General features: G+C 47.8%; 28 protein-coding genes and 1 riboswitch. Of the genes, 20 read left to right on the forward strand and 8 right to left on the reverse strand.

Features of this window, described 5'->3' with window-relative positions; all coding sequences use genetic code 11:
• Positions 1-25 precede the first annotated feature (25 nt).
• Positions 26-1420, forward strand: a complete 1395-nt coding sequence (locus tag C7R91_RS01175) for a hypothetical protein (protein WP_047068402.1) — start codon at positions 26-28, stop codon at positions 1418-1420.
• Positions 1421-1429: 9 nt separating this feature from the next.
• Here C7R91_RS01175 and C7R91_RS01180 read toward each other — a convergent pair whose 3' ends face one another.
• A complete protein-coding gene (locus C7R91_RS01180; protein ID WP_047068624.1) occupies positions 1430-1741 on the reverse strand; it encodes a DUF5665 domain-containing protein in 312 nt (103 codons plus the stop codon).
• A gap of 168 nt (positions 1742-1909) precedes the next feature.
• On the opposite strand from C7R91_RS01180, the gene C7R91_RS01185 reads away from it, so the two are divergent.
• From C7R91_RS01185 to C7R91_RS01195, 3 genes are all read left to right on the forward strand, one after another.
• Positions 1910-2368 (forward strand): pyridoxamine 5'-phosphate oxidase family protein, encoded by a 459-nt coding sequence (locus C7R91_RS01185; protein WP_047068401.1) that lies wholly within the window; start codon positions 1910-1912, stop codon positions 2366-2368.
• A 75-nt stretch (positions 2369-2443) separates the two neighbouring features.
• A riboswitch (SAM riboswitch) is annotated at positions 2444-2564 on the forward strand.
• A 94-nt stretch (positions 2565-2658) separates the two neighbouring features.
• Complete coding sequence (locus C7R91_RS01190) at positions 2659-3822, forward strand: aminotransferase class I/II-fold pyridoxal phosphate-dependent enzyme (protein WP_047068400.1); 1164 nt, start codon at positions 2659-2661, stop codon at positions 3820-3822.
• Entirely contained in the window at positions 3819-5006 is a 1188-nt protein-coding gene (locus C7R91_RS01195; protein ID WP_047068399.1) for a trans-sulfuration enzyme family protein, read from the forward strand. Before C7R91_RS01190 ends, C7R91_RS01195 begins: the two co-directional genes overlap by 4 nt.
• A gap of 21 nt (positions 5007-5027) precedes the next feature.
• Here C7R91_RS01195 and C7R91_RS01200 read toward each other — a convergent pair whose 3' ends face one another.
• On the reverse strand, positions 5028-5633 hold the full coding sequence (locus C7R91_RS01200) for a YhcN/YlaJ family sporulation lipoprotein (RefSeq protein WP_047068398.1): 606 nt from the start codon (positions 5631-5633) through the stop codon (positions 5028-5030).
• A 202-nt stretch (positions 5634-5835) separates the two neighbouring features.
• On the opposite strand from C7R91_RS01200, the gene C7R91_RS01205 reads away from it, so the two are divergent.
• A complete protein-coding gene (locus tag C7R91_RS01205; protein WP_047068397.1) occupies positions 5836-7170 on the forward strand; it encodes a PhoH family protein in 1335 nt (444 codons plus the stop codon).
• A 336-nt stretch (positions 7171-7506) separates the two neighbouring features.
• Here the strand turns inward: C7R91_RS01205 and C7R91_RS01210 are convergent, their stop codons facing one another.
• Positions 7507-7983 (reverse strand): DinB family protein, encoded by a 477-nt coding sequence (locus C7R91_RS01210; protein ID WP_047068396.1) that lies wholly within the window; start codon positions 7981-7983, stop codon positions 7507-7509.
• A gap of 139 nt (positions 7984-8122) precedes the next feature.
• On the opposite strand from C7R91_RS01210, the gene C7R91_RS01215 reads away from it, so the two are divergent.
• Together C7R91_RS01215 and C7R91_RS01220 are read left to right on the forward strand one after the other, a co-directional pair.
• Positions 8123-8569, forward strand: coding sequence for a hypothetical protein (locus C7R91_RS01215; RefSeq protein ID WP_047068395.1), 447 nt, complete (start codon positions 8123-8125; stop codon positions 8567-8569).
• A gap of 82 nt (positions 8570-8651) precedes the next feature.
• Positions 8652-9191 (forward strand): hypothetical protein, encoded by a 540-nt coding sequence (locus tag C7R91_RS01220; protein WP_047068394.1) that lies wholly within the window; start codon positions 8652-8654, stop codon positions 9189-9191.
• Positions 9192-9244: 53 nt separating this feature from the next.
• On the opposite strand, the gene C7R91_RS01225 is transcribed toward C7R91_RS01220, so the two are convergent.
• Entirely contained in the window at positions 9245-9745 is a 501-nt protein-coding gene (locus C7R91_RS01225; protein ID WP_047068393.1) for a hypothetical protein, read from the reverse strand.
• A 63-nt stretch (positions 9746-9808) separates the two neighbouring features.
• Here C7R91_RS01225 and C7R91_RS01230 point away from each other — a divergent pair, with 63 nt between their 5' ends.
• Positions 9809-10456 (forward strand): MBL fold metallo-hydrolase, encoded by a 648-nt coding sequence (locus tag C7R91_RS01230; RefSeq protein WP_047068392.1) that lies wholly within the window; start codon positions 9809-9811, stop codon positions 10454-10456.
• Between the two features lie 93 nt (positions 10457-10549).
• Positions 10550-11806, forward strand: a complete 1257-nt coding sequence (locus tag C7R91_RS01235; protein WP_047068391.1) for a CapA family protein — start codon at positions 10550-10552, stop codon at positions 11804-11806.
• A gap of 13 nt (positions 11807-11819) precedes the next feature.
• Here the strand turns inward: C7R91_RS01235 and C7R91_RS01240 are convergent, their stop codons facing one another.
• Positions 11820-12893, reverse strand: coding sequence for a hypothetical protein (locus C7R91_RS01240; protein WP_047068390.1), 1074 nt, complete (start codon positions 12891-12893; stop codon positions 11820-11822).
• 93 nt (positions 12894-12986) lie between these two features.
• On the opposite strand from C7R91_RS01240, the gene C7R91_RS01245 reads away from it, so the two are divergent.
• Entirely contained in the window at positions 12987-14084 is a 1098-nt protein-coding gene (locus tag C7R91_RS01245; RefSeq protein WP_047068389.1) for a class I SAM-dependent methyltransferase, read from the forward strand.
• Positions 14085-14132: 48 nt separating this feature from the next.
• Here C7R91_RS01245 and C7R91_RS01250 read toward each other — a convergent pair whose 3' ends face one another.
• Both C7R91_RS01250 and C7R91_RS01255 read right to left on the reverse strand, forming a co-directional pair.
• The gene (locus tag C7R91_RS01250; protein ID WP_015892123.1) at positions 14133-14399 is read right to left on the reverse strand and encodes a DUF2626 domain-containing protein; all 267 of its coding nucleotides are present in this window, start codon (positions 14397-14399) and stop codon (positions 14133-14135) included.
• A gap of 137 nt (positions 14400-14536) precedes the next feature.
• Positions 14537-15235 (reverse strand): helix-turn-helix transcriptional regulator, encoded by a 699-nt coding sequence (locus C7R91_RS01255; RefSeq protein WP_047068388.1) that lies wholly within the window; start codon positions 15233-15235, stop codon positions 14537-14539.
• Positions 15236-15698: 463 nt separating this feature from the next.
• Between C7R91_RS01255 and C7R91_RS01265 the strand changes: the two genes are divergently transcribed.
• From C7R91_RS01265 to C7R91_RS01275, 3 genes are all read left to right on the forward strand, one after another.
• Positions 15699-16076, forward strand: coding sequence for a Spx/MgsR family RNA polymerase-binding regulatory protein (locus C7R91_RS01265; protein WP_016740704.1), 378 nt, complete (start codon positions 15699-15701; stop codon positions 16074-16076).
• Between the two features lie 88 nt (positions 16077-16164).
• A complete protein-coding gene (locus C7R91_RS01270; RefSeq protein ID WP_047068387.1) occupies positions 16165-16932 on the forward strand; it encodes an enoyl-CoA hydratase/isomerase family protein in 768 nt (255 codons plus the stop codon).
• A 134-nt stretch (positions 16933-17066) separates the two neighbouring features.
• The gene (locus C7R91_RS01275; RefSeq protein ID WP_047068386.1) at positions 17067-17708 is read left to right on the forward strand and encodes an RsfA family transcriptional regulator; all 642 of its coding nucleotides are present in this window, start codon (positions 17067-17069) and stop codon (positions 17706-17708) included.
• A gap of 64 nt (positions 17709-17772) precedes the next feature.
• On the opposite strand, the gene C7R91_RS01280 is transcribed toward C7R91_RS01275, so the two are convergent.
• Complete coding sequence (locus C7R91_RS01280; protein ID WP_047068385.1) at positions 17773-18240, reverse strand: N-acetyltransferase; 468 nt, start codon at positions 18238-18240, stop codon at positions 17773-17775.
• Positions 18241-18516: 276 nt separating this feature from the next.
• On the opposite strand from C7R91_RS01280, the gene C7R91_RS01285 reads away from it, so the two are divergent.
• From C7R91_RS01285 to C7R91_RS01315, 7 genes are all read left to right on the forward strand, one after another.
• On the forward strand, positions 18517-19872 hold the full coding sequence (locus C7R91_RS01285) for an acetyl-CoA carboxylase biotin carboxylase subunit (RefSeq protein WP_047068384.1): 1356 nt from the start codon (positions 18517-18519) through the stop codon (positions 19870-19872).
• A gap of 36 nt (positions 19873-19908) precedes the next feature.
• Positions 19909-20121 (forward strand): biotin/lipoyl-containing protein, encoded by a 213-nt coding sequence (locus C7R91_RS01290; RefSeq protein ID WP_015892116.1) that lies wholly within the window; start codon positions 19909-19911, stop codon positions 20119-20121.
• Between the two features lie 51 nt (positions 20122-20172).
• Positions 20173-21072 carry a hydroxymethylglutaryl-CoA lyase gene (locus C7R91_RS01295; RefSeq protein ID WP_047068383.1) on the forward strand — a complete coding sequence of 300 codons (900 nt, stop codon included), beginning with the start codon at positions 20173-20175 and terminating at the stop codon, positions 21070-21072.
• A gap of 38 nt (positions 21073-21110) precedes the next feature.
• Positions 21111-21884 (forward strand): enoyl-CoA hydratase-related protein, encoded by a 774-nt coding sequence (locus C7R91_RS01300; protein WP_047068382.1) that lies wholly within the window; start codon positions 21111-21113, stop codon positions 21882-21884.
• Positions 21885-21901: 17 nt separating this feature from the next.
• Positions 21902-23440 (forward strand): acyl-CoA carboxylase subunit beta, encoded by a 1539-nt coding sequence (locus C7R91_RS01305; RefSeq protein WP_047068381.1) that lies wholly within the window; start codon positions 21902-21904, stop codon positions 23438-23440.
• Positions 23441-23611: 171 nt separating this feature from the next.
• On the forward strand, positions 23612-24577 hold the full coding sequence (locus tag C7R91_RS01310) for a ketopantoate reductase family protein (RefSeq protein ID WP_047068380.1): 966 nt from the start codon (positions 23612-23614) through the stop codon (positions 24575-24577).
• Positions 24574-24972: a DUF3397 domain-containing protein gene (locus C7R91_RS01315; protein ID WP_047068379.1), complete on the forward strand. Its 399-nt coding sequence runs from the start codon at positions 24574-24576 to the stop codon at positions 24970-24972. The genes C7R91_RS01310 and C7R91_RS01315 overlap by 4 nt, the downstream gene beginning before the upstream one ends.
• The last annotated feature ends 3 nt before the right edge of the window (positions 24973-24975 follow it).

The raw sequence follows: 24975 nt of genomic DNA on the forward strand, positions 1-24975 counted from the left end.
GACAGACGAGAAGGGGGAACTACCATTGAAAAAGTACATGACCAAGCCCGTATTAGCAGTGGTGACAGCGGCAGGTATTCTTGGGTGTTTGACGCCGATTTTTGCCAATGCAAGCTCGATTGCTAGCCCAAGTGCCACAAAGGTTGTCATGAATGACGAGGGGAAGCAGGTCACACGCTACAATCTAAAAGAACTTGCCCAAAATGATCCAACCACACTGAACATGCTCTTGAAAAATCAAGCGGATCACTTGTACATCATTGTAGAAGAAATCAACTTGAATACAAAGCTCCAAACGTATATGGAAGAAAACAAAACGGAGTGGGAGCGTATCTACAACGAGTACTACAGCGATATTTGGCTGGAAGTGCGCCTGACAGAGAACGCTGAAGAAATCGTGAGCGTAAATGCCAAGACGGAAAATAACAAGGTGTACATAAAGGGGATTGTGACTTCGGATGTCACCAAGGTGGTTGTGAAAAAGCCGAATTCTGACATCATTGAAGTCGTTCCAACCAACGAGCACTCTTTTACGGTCAGCTTTGAAGCTCCGGATGCATCCTATGAGCCATATGTAACCGTGAGTGCCTACGAAGGCAGCAAGCTGGTCGATAGCGAAAAGGTAAAGATCGTTCCAAAAGTAGAAGAAGATAAAGAAATGATCATCCATACGATGTCTGTATTGGATGCGAAGAAGAAGGAATTAAAAGTAAAAGGAATTGTCAAGCAGGGGGCAGACAAAGTAACTGTCACCTATAATGGTGTGAAAAAAGACGCGAACGTGAAGAAGCTGTGGGATGGCGTAGGCAGCTTTACTGTTTCAGTAAAGGATGTACAAGCAGCAAAAGATCAAAAAGCCTTGATCGAGGTTTACGAGGATGGCAAGAAAGTTGATTCCGAATCCGTTCAGGTAGAAATTGTTAACGCTCCTGACAAGGATCAAGCGACCGAATATGCCATCAAGGCGACTGCTGTAAACAATCCTGCCGCCAAGTCCATTCAGGTGAAGGGGACAGTAAGCGGCTGGAACAAAGAGGACGATACTGAGCTGTTTGTGATCGCTCCTGACGGGAAGAAAAAAGAGATTGAACCGAATGACAAAGGTGAGTTTTCTTTGACGTTGTCTTACAAGGATCGTTCCTTTAGCGCCAAATCCATTCAATTCGCACTATATGAAGACGATAAGCTGGTTAAGAAAGCTGACGTTGCATTAAGCACTAAAGTCATTGTCGAGCCTGTGAAGCCAACAGACGACGATGAAGACAATGATGACAAAAAGAAAAAAGAAAAAGGGAAGCAGAAAGATAAGCATCCCAACGGCAACGCGTACGGTTATTGGAAAAAGCACGGTAAGGAATGGAATGACGATCACGACGATGACAATGACGACGATGACGATCGTGACGAGGACAGAGACTAGTCTCTATCATTAAGGCTGCTGCTTGTAAGTCTCGACGTACTCCACCAATTGTCTGATGTAATCCCCCAAAATGGGGATCGAAAGAAATTGCGTCAAAAGAGAGCCGAGGAAAGCCAAAACGATAGCAGTACCAATCGTCAATCCCAGACCCCGGGCAAGACCTGCTAGGAAATTGATCCAGAGCAGCTTGCGCGGGGCTGTGTAATTTTGGATCACATCTGCTAGTCGGATATCTTCTAAGAACATCGCAATTTTATGCATTCGCTCATTTACCTTCCGAACTTCCTGAAGCTCTTCAAGAACTTGATCAATTTGCTGCATGAGGCGGTCTGTAGGCGACAAGCTGTTCAACCCCTTTCATAATTCGGTATGATTACCTACCAGTCTAGGGAAAAAGACAACCAGAATCAAGGTGGAGAGGAAACGTTTGCCTATCAGCTAGGCGAAGGGTACAATGAACGTACAAAACGTTTGTTAGGAGGCTTTGAAATGGCTGAAACTGTTTCCCAATCTCTTTCCGAAGATTTATTTAAGCTCTTGCAAAAGGAGCGTTTTGTTACCTTGGGCACAGTAGACCATGAGTCAGGGGCACCATCGCTCAGCTCCTTGTCCTGGACGTATGCTGTCAGCGCCGATACGATTCGTTTTGCCGTGGATAATCGCTCACGTATTTTGGCAAATATTGAGAAGGAACCGCAGGTTGTCCTGCATTTGATCGGTGCCGGCTCGTCTTTCGCCATTAATGGTCGTGCTGTTGTCAAAACTGACCGCCTGGAAGGTGTTCCACTCAAGCTGGCCATGGCAGAGATCAAAATTGAGGCTGTTCGTGATATTATGTTTTACGGTTCCCGTATTTCCGTAGAACCTCAGTATGAAAAGACGTATGACAAAAACGCAGCAGCGAAGCTGGACAATCAAGTTATGACCGCCTTGAAAGATGCAAATTAATCGGGTGGAAATAAATTGTTGACAGGAATCCTGCCGATCCTTTAGTATTAGGGTCAATCGAATTGAATAGCAATCTTCTTATCCAGAGCGGCGGAGGGACTGGCCCGATGATGCCCGGCAACCAATCACCTGTATTTTTAACAGGGAGATAATGGTGCTAATTCCTGCAGAGTTATCAAACTCTGAAAGATGAGAAGGATTTGCTTACGGTGACGTAAACAAAGCCTTCTTTCAGAGGAAAGAGGGCTTTTTTGATGCCCTCGTACACTATTGGAGGGAGAGAAATAGACATGAAATTGGAAACGAAATTGATTCAGGCGGGAGTAGGCAGAGACGAAAAAACAGGGGCGGTGAGCTTTCCTGTTTACTATGCAACGGCTTATCGTCATCCTGCCTTGGGCCAGAGCACTGGATATGATTATACGCGCACAGCTAATCCTACTCGCACCATTTTGGAGGAGACCATCGCTGAAGCGGAAACAGGAGATGCAGGATTCGCTTGCGCCTCTGGAATGGCTGCTGTTCATACCGTAATGGGCTTGTTTTCCCAAGGGGATCATTTAATCGTTTCACTCGATCTGTACGGGGGAACCTATCGATTGTTCGAGCAAGTACTCTCTCGCTATGGTCTGACGTTTTCGTACGTGGATTTGCGTAACATAGGTGCACTCCAAGATGCGATTCGCCCAGATACAAAGGCCATCTTCGTCGAGACACCAACCAATCCGCTCATGCAGATTACCGATATTCGAGCAGTAACGCAATTGGCAAAACAGCACGGGCTACTGACGATTGTAGACAACACATTCTTAACCCCATATTGTCAACGCCCGCTGGAGCTTGGTGCAGATATCGTCTTACATAGTGCAACCAAGTATTTGGCAGGACATAACGATGTGCTGGCTGGACTCATCGTAACAAAAGGGGAAGAGTTGTCGGAAAAAATCCGGTTTTTGCACAATTCAATCGGTGCTGTGCTCGGACCGCAGGATTGCTGGCTTCTCATTCGCGGGATGAAAACATTGGCATTGCGGATGGAGCGCCATCAATCCAATGCCTTGATTGTAGCGGAAAAGCTGCGTGAGCATCCGGCAGTAGCGGAGGTATTTTATCCAGGTCTGGCAGAGCATCCGGGACATGAGATCCAGGTGAATCAAGCGACTGGTCATAGTGGGATGGTATCGTTCCGCGTACGCGATGTGGAGCAGGTGGGATTGTTCCTGCAAAATCTGCAAATCGTGTCCTTTGCGGAAAGTCTGGGGGGTGTCGAGTCATTGTGTACGTATCCGGCGACGCAGACTCACGCCGATATCCCCCAAGAAGTGAGAGAGCATGTCGGTGTTTGTGATCGATTGTTGCGACTGTCGGTTGGCATCGAGCATCCAGATGATGTCGTAGCCGATTTGTTTCAAGCCTTGAATGCTAGTTTGGTCGTAGGAGGGAGTGTACGATGAATTTTGCAACCAAGATCCTCCACGGCTCCACTTGCATTGACCCGTTCACAGGTGCGTCGTCGGTTCCGATTTATCAAGCTTCCACGTTTCATCAGGCTGATATCGATCAGCCAGGTACTTTTGATTATGCCAGATCAGGCAATCCGACCAGGCAGGCTTTGGAGGAAGCCATTGCGTCTCTGGAAGGAGGCGCACGCGGTTTCGCGTTCTCATCTGGCATGGCTGCCATTTCCAGCGTGTTCATGCTGTTTTCAGCCGGAGACCATGTTGTGGTGGCAGAAGATGTCTACGGTGGCACGTTTCGGTTTTTGACCAAGGTATTGTCGAGAATGGGCATATCCGTTACGTTCGTGGATGCAACAGATACAGAAGCTGTTCGTGCAGCCATTACACCGGTAACGAAAGGGGTTTACCTAGAGACCCCCTCCAATCCCACCTTAAAGGTGACAGATATTGCGGCGGTTTCTCGTATCGCGAAGAAACACGGCTTGCTCGTCATTGTCGATAATACGTTCCTTACCCCGTATTACCAGCGTCCATTGGAACTTGGCGCAGATGTGGTCATTCATAGTGCAACGAAGTTTATCGGAGGGCATAGCGATGTCGTGGCTGGTCTGGCCGTGACCAGAGAGGCTGCGTTAGGGGAGCAGCTCTACTTTATCCAGAACGGCATGGGAGCGATTTTGGGTGTGCAGGACTGCTGGCTCGTGATGCGTGGGCTTAAAACATTGAAAGCCCGGCTGGATGTGAGCACGAAGACAGCCGCGAGCTTGGCTGACTGGTTGTCTGCGCATCCACAAGTAAGCCGAGTTTACTATACGGGACTGACGGATCACCCCGGTCACCTGATTCAAACACAACAAGCGACTGGTCATGGGGCTGTTCTTTCCTTTGATGTAGGAAGCCGCGAGCGAGCAAAAGCGCTGTTTGATCGCGTGAAATTGCCGATTGTGGCTGTCAGTCTCGGGGCAGTAGAAACAATTCTCTCGTACCCGGCTACGATGTCACATGCTGCGATGCCTGCTGAGGAAAGAGCTGCAAGGGGAATCACAGATGGTTTGATCAGATTGTCAGCTGGTTTAGAGGATTTCGATGACTTGGTGGCAGATTTGAAGCAAGCACTGGATCAATTGCCATCTGAGGTACCAGTCCATAAAGAAAAGGAGGTATTCTCCCGGGCTTAAATCCGGGGAATACCTCTTTTTTTAAGGTGTTCCTGCACGATTTGCGTTGATTTTGTTTTGTCCTTGCGGCTCTTTGTGCATGCGTTTTTCTTTTACTTGAGCAGGTGTTTCTTCGGGAGGCTGCACACTGCGTGGCAGCTGCGGTATGATCCGGCCTACGATATCCGCGAGCTCTTCGGTAATTCCTAAGACAGGATGACCGCGACGAATATCATCTCCCATTTCCCGTAATCGCTGTACGATGGCAGGGTCAGCGGTTACGACGGCATTCGCTCCTTGAGGATCTTCCTTCAGTGCTTCCGCAACTGTATACTTAATGACGCCAACCTCTGGGCGATCCAGATTCGGGTCTACTGTAATACCGACAACAGCATATTTGCCTAAGACCACAGCAGTCGCGTTCTGTACCCTTTTCACACGTGTTGCCAATTGAACGAGACGATCGGCAGTGGCTTGAGAAGATTGATTATAAGCAGGCTCAGGAGCTGTTTGCTGAACGCGCTGAGTATGAGTGGCATGCTTGGGCTGTTGTCCAGCCTGATTCGCCGGTGGATTATTGCCCGACATACATGCTGTAAGCAACAAGCTAAAACCGAGGCAGTAGATCATGATCCGTTTCACAGGCATTCTCCCTTTCCCAGTATTGCCTTCCTTCATGAGGAGGGCAGGGCTACAAGTATTTTGTTCTGGGCTGCCCATTTTCATTCTGCCAATGGGTCGTCTATCTCTGTCAACCTGAACATAGACTGTAGTACATCACGTCGCCGCACTTGAGCATCCCTCCAAAAATTGCATAGGGTATATAAGAAGGGTAATAGGAGGCGAGATTTTGAAGAAAATCTACGTACTGGACACCAACGTACTCCTGCAAGATCCTAGGGCGATGTTTTCTTTCGCTGACAACGAAATCGTCATACCAGCTGTCGTATTGGAAGAAATCGATTCCAAAAAGCGGTACATGGATGAAATTGGCCGCAATGCTCGGTACGTATCTCGGCTCTTTGACAGTTTTCGTGAGCTCGGGCAATTGCACACTGGCATTACCCTTGAAACGGGTGGGTTGTTTCGGGTAGAACTGAATCATTCCTCTTTCCACCGCCTTCAAAAACAATTCACGGAAATGAGTAATGACAACCGCATTTTGGCGGTTGCACTAAACTTACAAGAGGAGGAAAATGGAAAACCACAGCCAAGACCAGTCATTTTGGTAAGTAAGGATGCTCTCATGAGAGTCAAGGCTGATGCATTAAATATTTCCGCAGAGGATTTTCTTTCGGATCGAGTTGTGGGAGAGTTCTCCAGTATTTACCCGGGGTATCAGAAGATGATGGTAGCGTCCGACATCATCAAGAATTACTATGCGACAAGAAAGTTGCAGCTAGCCTCCTGTTTTCCACGCTATCGCTTTTACCCTCATCAATTTTTAGTGCTGAAGGACGAATGCAACCCATCTATTTCAGCGATTGGAAAAGTCGACCCGGACGGAAAAATGTTAGAAATGCTTGTGTCAGATGATGATCCGATTTGGGGCATCCGAGCCCGTAACGTGCAGCAACGGATGGCAACCGAATTGCTGCTGCGAGATGATATCCCTTTAGTAACCATGACCGGTAAGGCCGGTACAGGAAAAACCTTGCTGGCATTAGCAGCGGGCCTGCTGCAAATTGAGGACCAGCAAAAATATAAAAAACTGTTAGTGGCAAGACCTATCGTTCCGCTTGGAAAAGACATCGGTTATTTGCCCGGCGAAAAGGAAGAAAAGCTTCGACCGTGGATGCAACCGATTTATGATAATTTGGAATATTTATTCAACACAAAGCGCCCAGGTGATCTGGATAAAATTTTGGCAGGCATGGGCAGTTTGCAGGTGGAAGCTTTGACATATATTCGGGGGCGTTCCATCCCAGAACAATTTATTATCATTGATGAAGCCCAAAACTTGACAAAGCATGAAGTGAAAACGATCCTGACGAGGGTGGGGGACGGCTCGAAAATTGTGCTCATGGGTGATCCTGAGCAGATTGATCATCCGTATTTGGATGAAAGCAACAACGGTTTAACCTACGTGGTAGAAGTATTTAAAGACCAAAAGCTGGCTGGACATATCCGCTTGGAAAAAGGCGAACGGAGTGTGCTCGCACAGCTGGCTGCAGATTTATTGTAAAGAGGATGTATGAAAAACTGCGAGGAGGTCATACTATTTTTGTCGAGCCCGATGATTCATGTAAGTAAACGGCGAAATGCCTTGCAGGAGGCGAAGATCCGTGGATAATCATGATCACGCAATCGACGAAAGTCGTATGGAGATACACCGATTCCTTTAGCTACTTTTCTCTACGATGGAGGTTGAAGAGCCAAAGAGAATAACCGGTAGAACCCCATAAGCAATTCGGGCTCGACAAGAACCGCTCCTCATTGGAGCGGTTTTCATTTTTTAGAGGATTTGGCAAGCAAAAAGAAAAACGCGGATAAACGATCCCGCGTTTTTGTCCAATTTTCCTTATTTAGCAGCCGCGATCGCTTTTCGCAATGACGAAATACATCCAATGTGCATTCCTTCATGGAAAAGAGTGAAGACCATCATTTCCCCATAAGTATGCATAGTACCTTTGTCTCCTAGCTCAAACGGTTTTGGCAATGGATCATTCAAGCGGGAATGCAATTCTTCTTTGATACGCACATGCTGTTCTTTTAGCTCGGCAGCTAAGGTTTCGAGGGAAGGTCCTTCTTTTTGCCAATCAGCAGGTTTGGTTCCTGGAGCGAACATGGCTGCGTAATGCGGAGGACATTTCATTCCTTCTGGTCCGAAGAGCAAGAAATCTTGTGTCAGAAGAATATGACCAATATTCCAGCGAATGTTGTTTTTAAAGCCAACTGGAACCACCTCTGCTTCTTCCTCGGTTATTTCCGTCAATCTCGCCAAAAACATTCCGCGAATCAAGTCGTACTGATTCCATACAAAAGAAAAGTCCTGCATAGCAATCCCTGCCCTTCCTCATATTTACATGCACTTCACATCTTACCGTATAAACAACAAAGGGGAAATATCCAAACTGCAAAAAAATCTGCAAGTTGTCCCTCCAACTCCATACATATGTACAAAGGAGGGAAGCATGATGGTTACGTTGGATTCATCTATTTCTTTTTTGATCTATATAACAGCGGTGTCCAGCGCGGCATCAGGTGTTACGGAAGCTTTTAAATCAGTCATTCCCTTTTTGGCTACGGACTATGAGGCAAAAGAGAATTGCTGGGAGGATCAGTATCGCGCTGCTCGATTGATGCACTACAAGCGTTTTTTCAATTTGCTAATTTCCGTACTGGCTGCTGGTGTCATTTTTGGCATGCTTGGTTTAGACCCGGCACTTATTTTAACGGGTGCTGAATCCGCTTATGTAAAAAATTCATGGCAGCTAGGAACATGGATGTGGGGAATTGTTGCGGTGTTTGGCTCGCCTTTTTTCGCATCACTCCTCAAAATACTAGAGAGCTTCAAACAATCGGTGGACAGCAATCTGCCTCCTAATCGACCGCGCCGCAAAGTCAGCGGAACGCGAGAATAAGCACTTCTCCCTAGAGTTGCCCGATGCTTGCCGAATAGGCTAAGATAACCAAAAGAGCGGTAGCAAAGGTGGGCACAGGTGAATGATGTGGAGATGCTTGCGAATGACTGCGTTTTGGGTGTTGACAGTCGTTGTCTTGGTGGCGTGTTCGGCCCAGTCGGAACCAACGGCTACATTTGACCCCGAAAATCAAAAGGAATACGGAGTAAATGGCATTTATCTCGGGCAGAACATAAAAGAAGCAATGGATATTTTGAAGCCGACAAAAGCTGATTTTATGGATATGGTGACAAGACAAAGCTACACGGTGGAGCAGATGGCGCAGGGTGCGGGAGATGCAGTGATGGGGATGCTGCTGGTTGATCAGACCCAGATGATGATTAAAGTCCATAAAGGTGAATTGACATCGATTATGCTGGGAGGAGTTCCCAGTGAGGACGCGCAAAAATTCAAAACATATCGAGGCCTCGCCATGTTTGACAGTGCTCGGCAGCTAGAGAAGCTGTACGGCAAAGGAAAAGGCGAACAAGAAGTGGTGTATGAAGGCAGCAACTACATCGCCAATTTTGGTCTTGTGGACAATCAAGTGGCGTGGTTCCGATTTGATCGTAAATCATCGTAATAAGGAGAAGGGAGTTCGCTTATCATGAACTCCCTTTTTTGTATAGAAAGGCTTCAGTTCGTCGGGTGGAGCCAAACGAGCTTTACTTGATAAGCCTTCGCGATTCCTTCTGCGAGTGGAATCAAGCTCTGATCGATCAGGTAGGCTTCGGGTTGTTGCGTATTTTCGGGTATCACGCCTAGAACATGCTCACGGAGTTGCTCCATGGCAGCCCACTGATCTTCAGATTGCGATGGAGCTCCGAGCGTTACGATGGCAATTTGATCTGCATATACATACAAATGTTCATTTTGGGAGACAAAACCGATATCATCGAGTTGATCGATTGTGGTTGCTGACGGGAGCGGCAATAGAGAAAAGGCATCGCCTAACATGTTGGACTTCTCCAAAATGGACTCCAGCTTCTCCTGTTCGGCTTGATTCTCTACAATAAAAAGCAGTTTGTCTCGATCAAAGACATTGACATGATCTCCGATTTTATGTATGACTTGAGCATAGAAGCCAGGGAGCTTCCCGGCTGGTACATTCAGTTCAATTCCGTACATATGGCGCATGTCATACCCCCATGTTTACAATCGTGTTTTTTCTATCGTATCAAAAAATCAAGGAGGTTTCCTATGACGAATCAAAATCTTGCCATCGAATCCTATGCGTTGGGAGCATTTCAAACCAATGCGTATGTGGTGACAAACACTGCTACTAACCAAACCATTGTGATTGACCCGGGAATGGAGCCAGATCAGTTGCTCCGCGCCCTCGCGAATAAAAACGTCGTTGCTATTCTTTTGACACATGCCCACTTGGATCATATTGGTGGTCTCAACCAAGTACGAGAATTGACAAAAGCACCGGTTTACATTCATCCACTGGAGCAGGAATGGCTCACCAACCCTGATCTCAACGGATCTAGACGCTGGAATCTGCCTGAACTCATCGTATGTGAGCGGGCTGAACACGAACTGGAGGATGGTCAGACTCTGGAACTGGCAGGATTTCACATTCAGGTGTTGCATACGCCAGGTCATTCACCAGGCAGTTGTTCATTCGTAATTGGTCAGCACTGCTTCGGTGGCGACGTTCTGTTTAACCAGAGCATCGGGCGTACGGATCTCTTCGGAGGAGATTATGAGACACTGATGATCAGCATCCAGGACAAACTGTTTGAGCTCGATGATGAAACGATTGTTTATCCAGGACATGGACCGAAGACGACGATCGACTACGAGAAAACGTACAATCCGTTTGTAACAGGCATGCTTCGTTAGTCACTTCATCATTCTTTATAAAGGTTGGGAGAGGATTTTGTCAGGTGATAGAGAATAGGAAGGGGTTACCATTTACCAAAGGAGCTATTCATTATGAAGCGAACATGGAAATGGGCACTCATTCTCGTTATCGCCTGCACGAGTCTGGTTGGGTGTGCGGCACCCATCGCCCAAGCAGATAAGACGAACCAAGCTCCCAACGTGAAAGTGCCTGATCCCGAAACACCACCGCAGACAGCGCCCAATCATCAGGAGACACAACCTCCGACTCTGCCATCAAGATTTCCGGAACAGCGTATCTCTCTTCTTGCCGTTGGGGATATCATGATGCATCAAGAGCAGTTGGATGCCGTCTGGGACCCAGCGACGAAGAGCTATGATTTTAAACGTTTCTTCCCGAATGTCATCCCGATGTTCCGCGAGGCAGACTGGGTCATCGGCAATCTTGAGACAACGATGAGCGGCAGCAAGGCAAAATACTCAGGCTATCCGATGTTTAATTCTCCTGAGTCGCTTGCGCACACGTTGAAGGAAATTGGATTTACTGCGGTATCGACAGCGAATAACCATTCGATGGACCGCAAAGAACAAGGGGTTCTGCAAACTATCAAATATCTCGATGAAGCCGGTCTACCGCACACGGGAACCTTTGCAAGTCCCGAAGATCGAGATGAGCCCTTGTTGTTGAGTAAGGACGGATTCACACTAGCCTTGCTATCGTATACGTACGGAACGAATGGAATCGCCATTCCAGAGGGCAAGCCGTATTTGGTCAATTTGATCTCGCCTGCGCTGATGAAAAAAGACATCGCACGGGCGAGAGAAAAGGGAGCCGATCTGGTTGCAGTGGCGCTTCATTTCGGAAATGAGTATCAGCGTATGCCAAGTCCTGAACAAATCAAGACCGCGGAACAAGCTCTAACATTTGGAGCGGATTTGATTTTGGGTGCGCATCCACATGTGGTACAACCTTATGAATGGAAGACGGTTACCCTCGAAGATGGACGTCAACACAAAGGATTGATCACTTATTCGTTAGGCAATTTCATCTCTGCGCAGCGATGGGACTACAAGGATGTTGGCGCAATCCTGAAGCTCGTGCTGTACAAGAATGAGTCAGGAGAGGCCAGCATCGAAAGTGCTGAAATGATTCCGACCTACGTTCATTTTTATCGGAAAAACAACAAGCGCAACTATGTCATTTACCCGGTGTCAGAAACATTGGAGAAGCTGAAGCAAGGGCATAAATACCCTACGCTGACGAAAGAAGCGATCCAGTACATGACACAATTGCAGCAGGAAATGCCGGCTCATATCAATAAGGTTGTCTCTAAGAAAAAAGCCAGCTAACGAATAGCTGGCTTTACTTCTTTCCGAATCCAAATGGCAGATTAAATTGTAGCTGGAGCTTTAATTCTTCGTCCATCAGCGTGATGCCCTGCACTTGAATATTGGGGGAGATCAGCTCCGGATAAAAACCGAGATCGTACGCTTCCTCCATTTCCTCCACGGTCGATTGAGGCAAGGCAAAGCCGTCAAAGTACAGCTCGGTAATGTGGAATTTAAGATGCGTAGGAGAGACGAGCTCATAGTTACCAACGAGCTTGAGTTCCATCTGATCATAGGTGCCTTCCACGGTCAGCTTGTTATCCTCAAAGGAGAAATGGGATTGTTTAAACAAGGCGTCTTTCTCTATCAAAAAATTGTTGAAGTCAGTCTGGTTGATGGTTAGCGTGTGCTTGAGGAGACCTTCCGACTGAATTCGATCCGGCGTCGCCAACTCGGGAACTTGAACCATGACCTGCGCGAGCATTCCGAAGAAGGTCTGGAAAGCGGGCAAACCACGTTTTTCCCAGTCTAAAATCAAGTGATTCATCATGGATTCCACAACGGTCGGGTCATCCAGTTTTTGTACATTCTTTTCTTTTTCAGCGGCAACAGCGAGCATCTCTGCCAATTGAAGCTCGTATTTTTTTCGCAGCGTTTGAAGTTGTTCCAATCGATTCTTTTTGTCGGTTTGCATCGCGGTGAGCTTGGTGCGCTCAGTATGATAGGACTCTAATCGAGACATGTCACGCTCGTACAAGATCTCGTAGAAGTCGTACATCAATAAGAACTGATTGAAATTTTCCGCATTTAATAGTAACGTCAGAAGATTAGTACGCTCGCCCATGTAATAGGCTCGCGCTACTTCACCGGCACGACGTTGTGTCGCTTCCATCACTAGCTTTTGCCGTTGCAAATCGAGATCCATTTGAGCGATTTCCCCGTATGTCCGCGTCTCTTCTTCCTTGAGTAAGGTGAGGGTTCGCTCCAGCTCTTTTTGTGTAAAATGCTGTTGCAGGATGAGCTGCTCCAAAGGAGTAGCGGGCTCTTCCTGGGCGAATACCGTCAGTGGACATACAAGCAGGAACAAGACGAGAAGAAATTTGCGCATGATTTCACCTTTTGCTTTTGCCTTTCCATATTGTATGCTTCTTTTCGTATTATAGCCTTATCTAGTTGAATTTGGATAGCAGGAGAAGAGCTTATGACGATGATCGAATTGATTCGCGAGGAAATAGAAAGCCAACCTGGGAAAGCCATCACGTTCGCGCGCTTTATGGAGTTGGCCCTCTATCATGACACGTATGGATATTATATGGTCGAGCGACCCAAAGTAGGCAAAGCGGGAGATTTTTATACGAGCGCATCGGTGCATCCCGTCTTTGCGGAAACAATCGCAGATGCTGTTATGGCATTATGGGAGGAGGCGGATATCACTTCGCCTGTTCTCGTGGAGATTGGTGGTGGAACCGGGGCTGTCTGCCGTCACATGCTGGAGCGCATCCGTGAGTGCAACCCAGAGGTATATAAAGAGTTGACGGTCATTTTGATAGAGGCGAGTCCGTATCACCGGAAAATGCAGCAGGAGACACTCCAGTGGCATGAGGGTCCGAAGCGCTGGTATTCTTCCGTGAATGAAGCTGCCAAGCACGAAAAAATAGAAGGAGTTATTTTCTCGAATGAATGGCTGGACGCATCTCCGGTACATATGGTGGAAAAAACCAAATCCGGCTGGCAGGAAGTGTGGGTACGTGTTGGCGAGGAGGGGTTGGAAGAGTTCTTGGGGGAGATGACACCAGCCCTAGGAGAATATGTGCGCGGGCTGAACCTGAAGCTGCCAATCGGCATGCGGATCGAGATAAATTTGGCGATGGAGCAAGCCGCACAAGAAGTTTCCTGCCTATTGAAAAAAGGATTTGTCATCACGATTGATTATGGAGACCTGCAAGAGGAGCTCTACCATCCCAGTCGAAAAAACGGAACACTGATGTGCTATCATCGTCATCAGGCTCATACCAATCCGTATATCCACATAGGCGAACAAGACTTGACGACACATGTGAATTTTTCTGCGTGGAAGCAGTATGGAGAAAAAGCTGGTCTATGGGAAAGGGACTATATGAGGCAGGATCGGTTTTTGATGCGGAATGGCTTGCTTCATAAAGCGGTCGCGCATATGGATACAGACCCTTTCACAAGCGTTGCGATGAAACGTAATCGGGCTATTCAGCAGCTGATTGATCCTGCTGGCTTGGGTGGGCGTTTTTGGGTCATGATCCAAGGAAAAGGCATCCGGGAGTAAAAGAAGAAGTGAACACAAAAAAGATGCTCATGGCGAGCATCTTTTTTCTTACATAATCAATTGTAGCAAAGCGTGTTCTTGTGGGCCTACTGGCATCACGAAGAACGTGTAATACGTAAATCCAACAAAAGACAGGAACATGAAGCCGAAGAAAATGTTTAGGTATACTCGTTCAGTCAGGTTCATGTAGCTCAACGCTACGAAGAAAGCAGTCAAACTGAAGAAGATGAGCGCCATCGGGTACAATTCTCCCCAAAACGCCATCAACGCGATCACAATGGTCCAGAAACCAAGAACGCGATACATACGATCCATTTTTTGTCCCCCCTTTTTGCCTCGAACGGTAAGATTTACAAGATTCCTCCCCCATTATATAGGACAGGCGAACACGTGTAAACGATAAAGGTATGACGGATTATTGTCACCCTAAAAGGAGAGACTGGACTTCGGTGCTAATACTGAATCACCGTATAGTTGCAGGATTGGCAACCGCGAATTTTGGAATCATCCTCACGTAACTCAATGTTCCCCAAGTACGTTTCGAATATTCCCATCAACAGAGCGTTGTGCATCTGGCATACGGCATTCGGATATTTTTTTGCGCTGTCAGAGAAGGTGCAATTATTCACGCGAAAACGCAGCTTCCCTTCATCCATTGCTTCGATGTCTGGTTTCAATCCCTGAGCCACGACAATCCGATGGACCAGGTCCAATTTTTCTTCCATAGAGGCTGTTTCTAAATTGATTCCGCTTTGGACAACCGCCCGTTTTGCCATCTCTGTTCCAATGCGATGTCCCATTTTAATGAGAGCGGCTTCGCCAGCTTCGCCGAGCGAGAGCAGGCTTTCAATCGCGATATCGGCCAACAGCTGATAGTCACGAGGTGGGAATTGCAGACTCACAACCTGTTCAGACAGTGAGTACAACCGACTGGGACGTCCTCCCTTACCGCTTTTGTCTGTAACAGCAGTGAGTAAATTCACGTCCTCCAACTTCGTCAAGTGCAAGCGTGCCACATTAGGGTGGATAGAGAAGTGATCAGCTATATCCTGAACCGTGATGGGATCTTTACTGTAGGCGACAAATTGGTAAATGGAAAAACGGGTGGGGTCAGCTAAAGCACTGGTTAACTTTTGCGCATCGTGGTCCATGCCGATACCCCTTTCTCAAAACAATCTCCATAAGATCAAATTCAAAAAGTCGTCTTTTCAGCACCGAGAAAGTGGTGAGAACCTGAAAAAGGAGGAGCGGAGTGTAGGGGACCTACATGAGCACCGGACTTTGAAGGTGAACGCCTCTTTCAATGTTGCTCAAGCCTTCAGGACTTCGTCGTGATCAAAAGACGACTTTTTGAACAATCTTCATAAGTGTATCCCATTTTGTGTTACTTGTTAAGGTAGCAGTGTGCTACAACAGCAGATCATACGAATTTTCATCTAGTTTTTAAATTAACTACTATTGACATAGTGTTAATGAAGCAGTAAAATCCAAAGTAAGGAAAGAAATTTTATCAGCTAACTTTTCGTAAGAGCTTGAACGAAACATCAAGAACTGCAAATGGCAAGACTTTTATAGATGAAATTATTCGTGATAGTTGAGATGGAGGGGTAACCAATGGCCGTTGCTGAACGTACACAAACACAAAAATTAACGTTTTTCACTTATCCGAGCTGCACATCCTGTCGCAAAGCGAAGGCATGGCTGGCAGAAAACGGAGTAAATTACGAAGAGCGTCACTTGTTCAAAAATCCACCGACAGCAGAAGAACTGCTGGATATTATCAAAATGACTTCAAATGGCTTGGATGAAATCTTGTCAACGAGAAGTCAGCGCTTTAAAAACCTGGATGTTGATATTAATGATATGTCGGTGAAGGAACTGCTCGAAATGCTTAGCGAAGAGCCTCAGCTTTTGAAGCGTCCGATCCTGACTGATGGTGAAAACCTGATCGTCGGGTTCAATTCTTCCGCCATGAAAAATTTGTTGTCCTAATGAAGAGGGGGGGAAATACCTCCTCTTTTTTGTTTGTCTATCGAAAGGTAAAATAAAGCCACAAGCTGATAAAAAGGTGTGAGTTCTTATGGAGACCTTGCTTTTACAAAAACAGGACGGTATTGCCACAATCACATTAAATCGGCCGCATGTACATAATGCCATCAGTGTGGAGCTGGTTGAAGAACTGAATCAGGTCTTGCAAGACTGCCAAGCCGATCCTGAGGTGAAGGTTCTGATTGTGACGGGGACGGGCAGAAGCTTTGTTTCTGGCGGCGATTTGAATCAGTTTATTGCAGCGCGCGGCTTTGAACAGGCGCATCCTTTGCTCAGCAAAGTGACGGGGCTTTTGTCGGCCATTGATCAGTTTTCCAAACCGGTGATTGCCATGATAAACGGTGCGGCGGTCGGAGGTGGCTGTGAGTTTGCGGGTGCGTGTCATTTTCGTTTTGCCAGTGACAGGGCGACCTTCGGGTTTGTACAAATCAGCATGCATATTACGACAGGGTGGGGTGGAGGAAGTCGGCTGTTGGACTTGCTGCCAGAGTCAAAAGCCCTCGCTCTCCTGCTGACTGGTGACAGATTGCGTGCAGAGGAAGCCAAGTCCTACGGTTTTGTTGACGAGGTATATACAGAAGAGAAGCTGCATGAGGAAGTATATCGTTTCGCTCGAAAAATCGCTGGCCAGCCGCTAGCTGGCATTGAGGCGTACATGAAGGTTTTGCAGTGGAAGCGAATGGGTCTTCCGCAAGAAGAACGAATCCGGCGCGAAGTGAGTCAATGTGCGCATCTATGGGGTAGCCCTGAACACGTCGCCGTGGTGGAAAGCTTCCTGACAAAGCGCCCAACATCCTGATCAATGGGGTTTCTTCCGTTTAAACATTTATTTGCTTGGACATACTTTTTCTAGTAGAAAGCGATTCTACAAGAGTAGGGAAAAGCATAGGATGAATTACATCATCCTTTTTAAAGGTAACGGGAGGGACTCATATGGTAGCTTCCAGACAAGACGCATGGACCGAAGATGACGATCTAGTGCTGGCGGAAGTCACCTTGCGCCACATACGCGAAGGCGGCACACAGCTTGCTGCATTTGAAGAAGTGGGTCAAAGGTTGGGAAGGACAGCAGCTGCGTGCGGCTTCCGCTGGAACAGTTGCGTACGCAAACGGTACGACGCGGCCATTTCGATTGCGAAAAGCCAAAGGCAGCAGTTGAAAAAGCTCGGGAGGATTCAAGCACCGCCCCCTGTGGTGGCTGAGGTAGAGGTCGTCACGTTGCATACAAAGCGTTCTGAGACACCAGTAGCAGAGGTGCAAAAGTACGCGGATGTAGAGGAACAGCAGATTGAAGCAGTTATTCGCATGCTCGTCAATCAAAAAGAAATGACTCGTCGCTTGCGACAATTGGAACAAGAGTTGGAAGGAAAAGAGTTGGAGTTAAAAGAATTGAAAGAAGCTCACGAACGCGCTAGAAAAGAGCTGGATCAGGTTCAGGGTGTCAATGATGACTACCGTGCATTGGTACAGATCATGGAACGTGCACGCAAGCTTGCTTTTTTACAGGAAGAGGATTCCAACAAAGCGATCTTCAAAATGGATGAAAATGGAAATTTAGAGCGCGTGGAAAAATAAGTGCAAGGCATGAAAAAAGAAGCGGAGATTGATCCGCTTCTTTTGTTTGAGCATCCAGAAGGAGCTAGTCTTGCAGCTCTACGCTCTCTGGCAACCAGACGTACGGGTTTTCACCACGATCACGCATGAGGTTGTACTTCACAGGCGTGAAGCCCATTTTCAACCAAAAATCGTCTGCACGACAGCGTGAGTTGGTTTTAATAGGAGCTCCAAAGCTCTTCGCATGGTTAACCAAAGCAGTTCCGTAATCTTTGCCGCGGTAGTCAGGCAGGACTTCGAGCTTCCACAGCTCGTAATAGTCTTGCGCAGGTTGGAAGTAACGGTCGTATTTCCCGTCAATTTTATAGAGGCTCATACGTGCTACCAGAAGATCGTTGTCATAAATACCGTAAAATGGAGATTCCGAATCGTTTTCCACGATGTTCGCCTCCAGGTCTTCCTTCATAGAAAGCTCCTCCAGGCCAAATTCGCGAAACTTCTGGAATTCCTCCAGTGTCTTATAGTTGATTTGCAAACGTCTTACTTCAAACATGGTTAGCCACTCCTCTCACAGCTCTTTGCCTTGGCCACCTTTTGGCCCCGCCCTTTTATTATACACGATGATTGGCTTTTCCGAAGTGTTTTTCTTTTTTATATGGAGGGATTGTCAGGAAATGATTTCGCTTCCTTGGAAAAATTTAAAATTTCATCCTAGAACTATGATCATTCTCGTGGCAAAATAGAAAGTAGCATCACATGATACAAACCAGGCAAACAATTCGGAAGCGCTTACAGTTGTAGTCGGTTTGTCAAAGAGGGGAGCGTTGCCATGAACAAGGTATTAATCGCAAACCGTGGTGAAATTGCCAGACGAATTATCCGTACATGCAAGGCAAGAGGAGTGGCTACGGTTGCTGTCTATTCAGATGCAGACAAGGATCTGCCGTTTGTACGTGAAGCAGATGAGTCAGTCCATATTGGTCCACCGCCCGTTCCACACAGCTACCTGAACGTAGAGGCCATACTTGCAGCAGCGAAAAGCACCGGTGCCGACGCTATTCATCCAGGCTACGGTCTTTTGTCAGAAAACGAAGCTTTTGCCCGCCGCGTTCTGGAGGAAGGTCTTCTATTCATTGGGCCTACCCCCGAGGTCATCGGTCAAATGGGTGACAAGCTGACTGCCCGCCGTATGATGGAGGCTGCGGGAGTGCCAGTCGTTCCAGGATGCGAACAGGCTATCGATTCTCCAGATGAAGCAGCTGTCATCGCGATGTCTATCGGATATCCCGTGATGCTCAAGGCAAGTGCTGGCGGCGGAGGCATCGGGATGCACATTTGCCGAGACGAGGCCGAGCTGCGTCAAGCCTATCAATCGGCAAAAGGCCGTGCAAAAGCGTATTTTGGAAACGATGCGATGTACATGGAGAAATACGTAGAACGTCCGCACCACATCGAAGTGCAGGTCGTCGCCGATCAGCATGGAAACGTCATCCACTTATTAGAACGGGAATGCTCCATACAGCGCAGACATCAAAAGGTGCTCGAGGAAAGCCCTTCGCCCTTTTTGGACACAGCAACGAGAGAACTTTTGTGCGATGCAGCGGTTACAGCAGCGAAAGCAGTGGGCTACTCGGGTGTAGGAACGGTTGAATTTATCGTAGATGAGCAGAAAAACTTTTACTTCTTGGAAATGAATACACGCTTGCAAGTAGAGCATCCTGTGACGGAAGAAATGACGGGCATTGACCTCGTGTCGCTCCAACTGGACATTGCCGATAATCACCCGCTTTCAATCAAGCAAGAGGACGTCAAGGCTCTGCGTCACGCGATTGAGCTGCGTGTCTATGCGGAAGACCCTGTCACCTTCCTGCCATCGCCAGGGACGATTACGTTGTACCAGCCACCTGCGTTCGAAGATGTACGAATTGACGATGGGGTAGAGACAGGTACACAAGTGACTCCTTTTTACGACCCGATGATTGCAAAGGTCATTGTCTCTGGAGCGACAAGAGAAGAGGCTGTGCAACAGGCACAGAAGGCTATAGATCATTTTCTGATTACTGGCATTAAAACGAACATTCCGTTTTTGCAAGAAGTATTACAGGATGAACAATTCCGAGCAGGTAACTATACGACATGGTTCGTTACTGAGCGGGGAGCAGCGTCAAGCACGGAAAAACGCTGAGCTAACTAAAATGATATGTAAGGGAGAGACCCATCCATGAAACAAGTAGCAGCCAATATGGCAGGAACTGTTATTAATGTCCTGGTGCAGCCGGGTGACGAGATCAATGAAGGACAAGACGTTCTTGTTCTGGAATCGATGAAAATGGAAGTTCCTGTACAGGCTCAAGCCTCAGGCAAGGTTGTAGAAGTAAAAGCGAATATTGGCGATTTTGTCAACGATGGCGATATCATTGTCGTTTTGGAATAGGATTAGAATGCTTCTAAACTGAGCGACCGCTAGGCGAGGGGGTGACTTGTTGTGCGTGTGCAAATCGTGGAGGTCGGTCCTCGTGACGGGCTGCAAAATGAGAGCGCAATCGTTCCGGCAGCAGCAAAAATCGTGTTGATTCATAAGCTGATGGCAGCAGGCTTGAAGCGGATTGAAGCAAGTTCGTTTGTAAATCCGAAATGGATACCGCAATTGGCGGATGCAGATGAGGTTTTGCAGGGAATCAATCGCAGCCAAGAGGTAACGCTTAGCGCATTGGTTCCAAATGTTCGCGGTCTGGAGCGGGCGCGCCAATGCGGACTGAATGAAATTGCCCTGTTCATGTCTGCCTCTGAAACCCATAATCAAAAAAACATCAATAAACGGATAGAAGACACGTATCCGATTCTGCGGGAGGTTGCCCAGGAAGCGCTGGCTCTCGGAATGAAAGTTCGCGGATATGTCTCAACGGTATTCGGTTGTCCGTACGAGGGAAACGTTCCGCTGGACAATAGCCGCAGGGTGACAGAGTCTCTGCTGGAAATGGGAGTGTACGAGATTTCTCTCGGGGATACGATAGGGGTTGCAACACCGAAGCAGGTACATGAGGTTTTTGGAGAACTTGTGAAAGATGTTACGAACGAGCGCTTAGCCGCCCATTTTCATGATACAAGAGGAACTGGTTTGGCGAACGTAGCAGCAGCGCTAGAGGAAGGAATCCGAATCTTTGACAGCTCAATCGGCGGACTTGGCGGATGCCCGTATGCCCCAGGAGCTGCGGGCAACATTTCGACTGAAGATTTGGTCTACATGCTGCATGGAATGGACTATGAAACGGGCATCGATCTCGAGAAGTTGATTGAGGCTGGTGCGTATATTGGGCAGCAGTTGGGTAAAGAGCTCCCCTCAAAAGTGCTGCGGGCATCGCTCGCAAGCAAACCAGCGGGATGATCTGTATTTTCCACACATTCGCAAAGAGGGGATAGAAGATGACGGTTAGCCTGCAAAGAGAGGGCGCAATCGGCGTACTAACGCTGCAACGGCCAGAAGTTTTTAACTGCCTCAACCTTGAAACGCTCGTGACACTACGCGGCTTGATTAGTGAAATCAGCCATGATCGTGACATCCGGACGGTCATTGTGACAGGGGCTGGCGACAAGGCGTTTTGTTCTGGGGCGGATTTAAGAGAGCGGCGCTCCATGTCACCACAACAGGTCGATGTCTATATCCAAACGATTCGAGATACGTTCACAGAGCTGGAAAAGCTACCGAAACCTGTCATCGCGGCGATTAACGGGCTGGCACTGGGGGGCGGTACAGAATTGGCGCTGGCGTGCGATTTGCGGATCATGAGTGAACAGGCCCAGATGGGTTTGACGGAGACATCGCTGGGGATCATCCCTGGTGCTGGCGGAACACAGCGTTTACCTCGACTGGTTGGAAAAGGCGTCGCCAAGGAACTGATTTTTACGGCAAGGCGTGTTTTTCCGGAGGAGGCACTGTCCATCGGGTTGGTCAATCGGATTGTTCCCGCTGATCAACTCATGGCGACAGCCATTTCTTTGGCCGAGCAAATTTCAGCGAATGCTCCACTTGCTCTAGCCCAAGCCAAGTTTGCCATCGATTGTGGAGTGGAGGTCGAGCTAGCTAGCGGACTTCAGATTGAAAGCAACGCGTACAAGCTGCTCGTCCCGACGAAAGACCGCTTAGAAGGACTCGCAGCCTTTCAAGAAAAACGAAAACCGATATACCGCGGAGAGTGACGAGGGGGATTACGCTGATGACCAAACATTTGGAAGACACATTGCACGAAAAAATCGCCAAAGTAGTGCAAGGGGGCGATGCCAAGTATCATGACAAACTCAAGGAGCAAAACAAGCTGTTCGTCCGCGATCGCCTCAAGCTATTGTTCGATGATGAGTTCATGGTCGAGGATGGGCTGTTCGCGAATGTCATGGCAGGTGATCTGCCGGCGGATGGAGTTGTCACCGCAATCGGCAAGGTAAATGGTCAAACTGTCTGCGTGATGGCCAATGATTCGACAGTGAAAGCTGGGTCTTGGGGATCGCGGACCGTCGAAAAAATTATTCGCATTCAAGAAACAGCTGAAAAAATGCGTGTTCCTCTTCTCTATCTCGTCGATTCAGCAGGAGCGCGTATCACTGACCAATTGGAGATGTTCCCAGGCCGACGGGGTGCTGGACGAATCTTTTACAACCAAGTGAAACTTTCCGGCAAAATTCCACAAGTGTGCATTTTGTTTGGACCTTCTGCTGCTGGTGGCGCTTATATCCCAGCTTTTTGTGACATTGTCATCATGGTCGACAAAAACGCCAGCATGTACTTGGGCTCCCCGCGTATGGCAGAAATGGTGATTGGAGAAAAAGTGAGCTTGGAGGAGTTGGGCGGTGCACGCATGCATTGCTCCGTAAGCGGATGCGGCGACGTACTGGCTGCCAATGAAGAAGAAGCGATTCAAGCAGCGCGCAGCTATCTGCGTTTCTTCCCAGCGAACTATACGTTGACGCCACCGACTGCACTGGCAAAAGCCCCTGTGTCTACAGCGAAAGAAATCACCAGCATCGTGCCGGAGAATCAAAATGCAGCTTTCAATATGCATGATGTGATTACAGCATTGGTCGACGAGGGTTCGTTCTTTGAAATTAAAAAGTTATTTGCCCAAGAACTGATTACCGGTTTGGCACGTCTGGATGGCAAGCCTGTCGGAATCATTGCCAACCAGCCGCGCGTGAAGGGAGGAGTCTTGTTTGTCGATTCGGCTGACAAGGCGGCTCGATTCATCACGCTGTGCGATGCGTTTTCCATTCCACTGTTGTTCTTGGCTGATGTTCCTGGCTTTATGATTGGGACAGCCGTAGAGCGGGCAGGCATTATCAGACACGGGGCAAAAATGATCTCCGCCATGGCGGAAGCCACGGTACCAAAAATATCCGTCATTGTACGCAAAGCGTATGGTGCTGGCTTGTATGCAATGGCCAGCTCGGCATTTGAACCTGATGCTTGCCTCGCGCTGCCCGGTGCCCAAATCGCCGTGATGGGACCAGAAGCAGCAGTTAATGCCGTCTACAGTAACAAAATACAGGCGATTGAGGACCCGGCAGAGCGCCAAGCATTTATTCAGGAAAAACGCAGAGAATATCAGGAAGACATCGATCTGTACTTGCTGGCATCGAACTTGATTGTAGATGCTGTTGTGCCTCCAAGCGAACTGAGACGCGAATTAATCCAGCGCTACGAGGTTTACAAGGAAAAGCGTCACGTTTTTTCGGACAGAAAGCATGCTGTTTATCCCGTATAAATCGTGGGTCAGGCTGTCGTCAAAGGGCGACAGCCTATTTTTTTACAAAAAAATGTGAGAGGGTCTAGGAATATTTCGATAATTGCGATCTTTTTTTGTGGCAATCAATTGAACAATCCCGAAAACTCTGTTATTCTTGAAAAATAAGCATTGATTAATGTGGGTGAACAAATGCTGCTAGAACCAATGACGAGTCAGGTGGTAGTCATAGGTGGCGGGTCTGTCGGGCTGCTGTATGCAGCAAGGCTCGCACTTGCTGGACAACCTGTCACGATTGTTACACGCAGTTCACTCCAGGCGAATCAGCTAAATGAACGCGGGCTCAGCTTTCAAAAGCTGAATGGCGAGTCAGTCACTGTTCCCGTCTCCGCCAGCCCCATTGAAGAAGGATTGCCTGAAGGGAATCTGTATCTGTTAACTGTTAAGCAGCCAGATTTGCATAGCGTGCTTCCAGCTTTACAAGGGTTAGACTTTAAGGCAAGAGTGATCGCTTTGCAAAATGGCATGGGTCATTACGAATTGCTTCGAACCGTTTTAACGGAGACACAGTGCTTCTTTGCGATTAATACGGAAGGAGCAAGGAGATTGTCGCCTAGAGAAGTCGTGCATACCGGTACTGGTACATTGCGCGTAGGCTCTTGGGAGACTTCTGATTGCAATGATCCACTGATTCGCACATTTGTAGAGTGGGCAATATCAACAGGCATGGAGGCTATCTATGAAAAGGCAATACAGCCCTTCGCTTGGCGAAAGCTCATCGCAAATGCGCTGATCAATCCGTTAACCGCGCTTTTTGAAATACCAAATGGTGCTCTCCTCGAAAACTCACATACGCAACAACTCATGCGTGCTTTATTTGTGGAAGCAGCTGCAGTGGCTGCGTCTGCCGGACAAAAAATCGAGGATGCAGACTTGCAGGAAATTGTCTCCATTTGCCGAAATACTTCCCGTAATCTTTCCTCCATGCTGCAGGATATAAAGAAGCGCAGACCTACGGAAGTGCAGTCTATCAACGGCTATCTCGTCCAAGCAGGAAAAAAGGCCGGGATTCCGACTCCGCTTCACGAAACCTTGCTTCGCGTTATCCTTCTTAAGTCAGACATGGGAATACGGAAGGAGGGAGGCGACAATAGATGACCATTTTGGCGAATGTCTGGGCCTATTTGTGGGGGACGCTGACGGTTGTGCCGTTTCTTGGGTTTCCGCTCGTTTATTTCATCTTGTATGGAATGACGCGGAATAAGAAATTGGCAAGCCGCTTCGCGATAAATATCACGAATCTTTTGGTGATTCGCTCTGCCGTTTCCGCTTACGAACTGATCTGGCCCGAGGCATTTTCCGCTTGGTGGTGGGTATTCTGTTTTTACCTGGTGGTAACCATACTCCTTGGGTGGGTACAGATGAAGTGGAAGGGGCGGCTCTCCCTTAAAAAGGTAGGATTTTCAGCCTGGCGATTGTCGTTTCTCTGGTTTGGAATCGTCTACATAGTGCTGTTTACGACCGGAATTATCAAAACGATGGGTGTCGTGTAAAGC

The organism is Brevibacillus formosus (assembly GCF_003013405.1).
Lineage (GTDB): Bacteria > Bacillota > Bacilli > Brevibacillales > Brevibacillaceae > Brevibacillus > Brevibacillus formosus.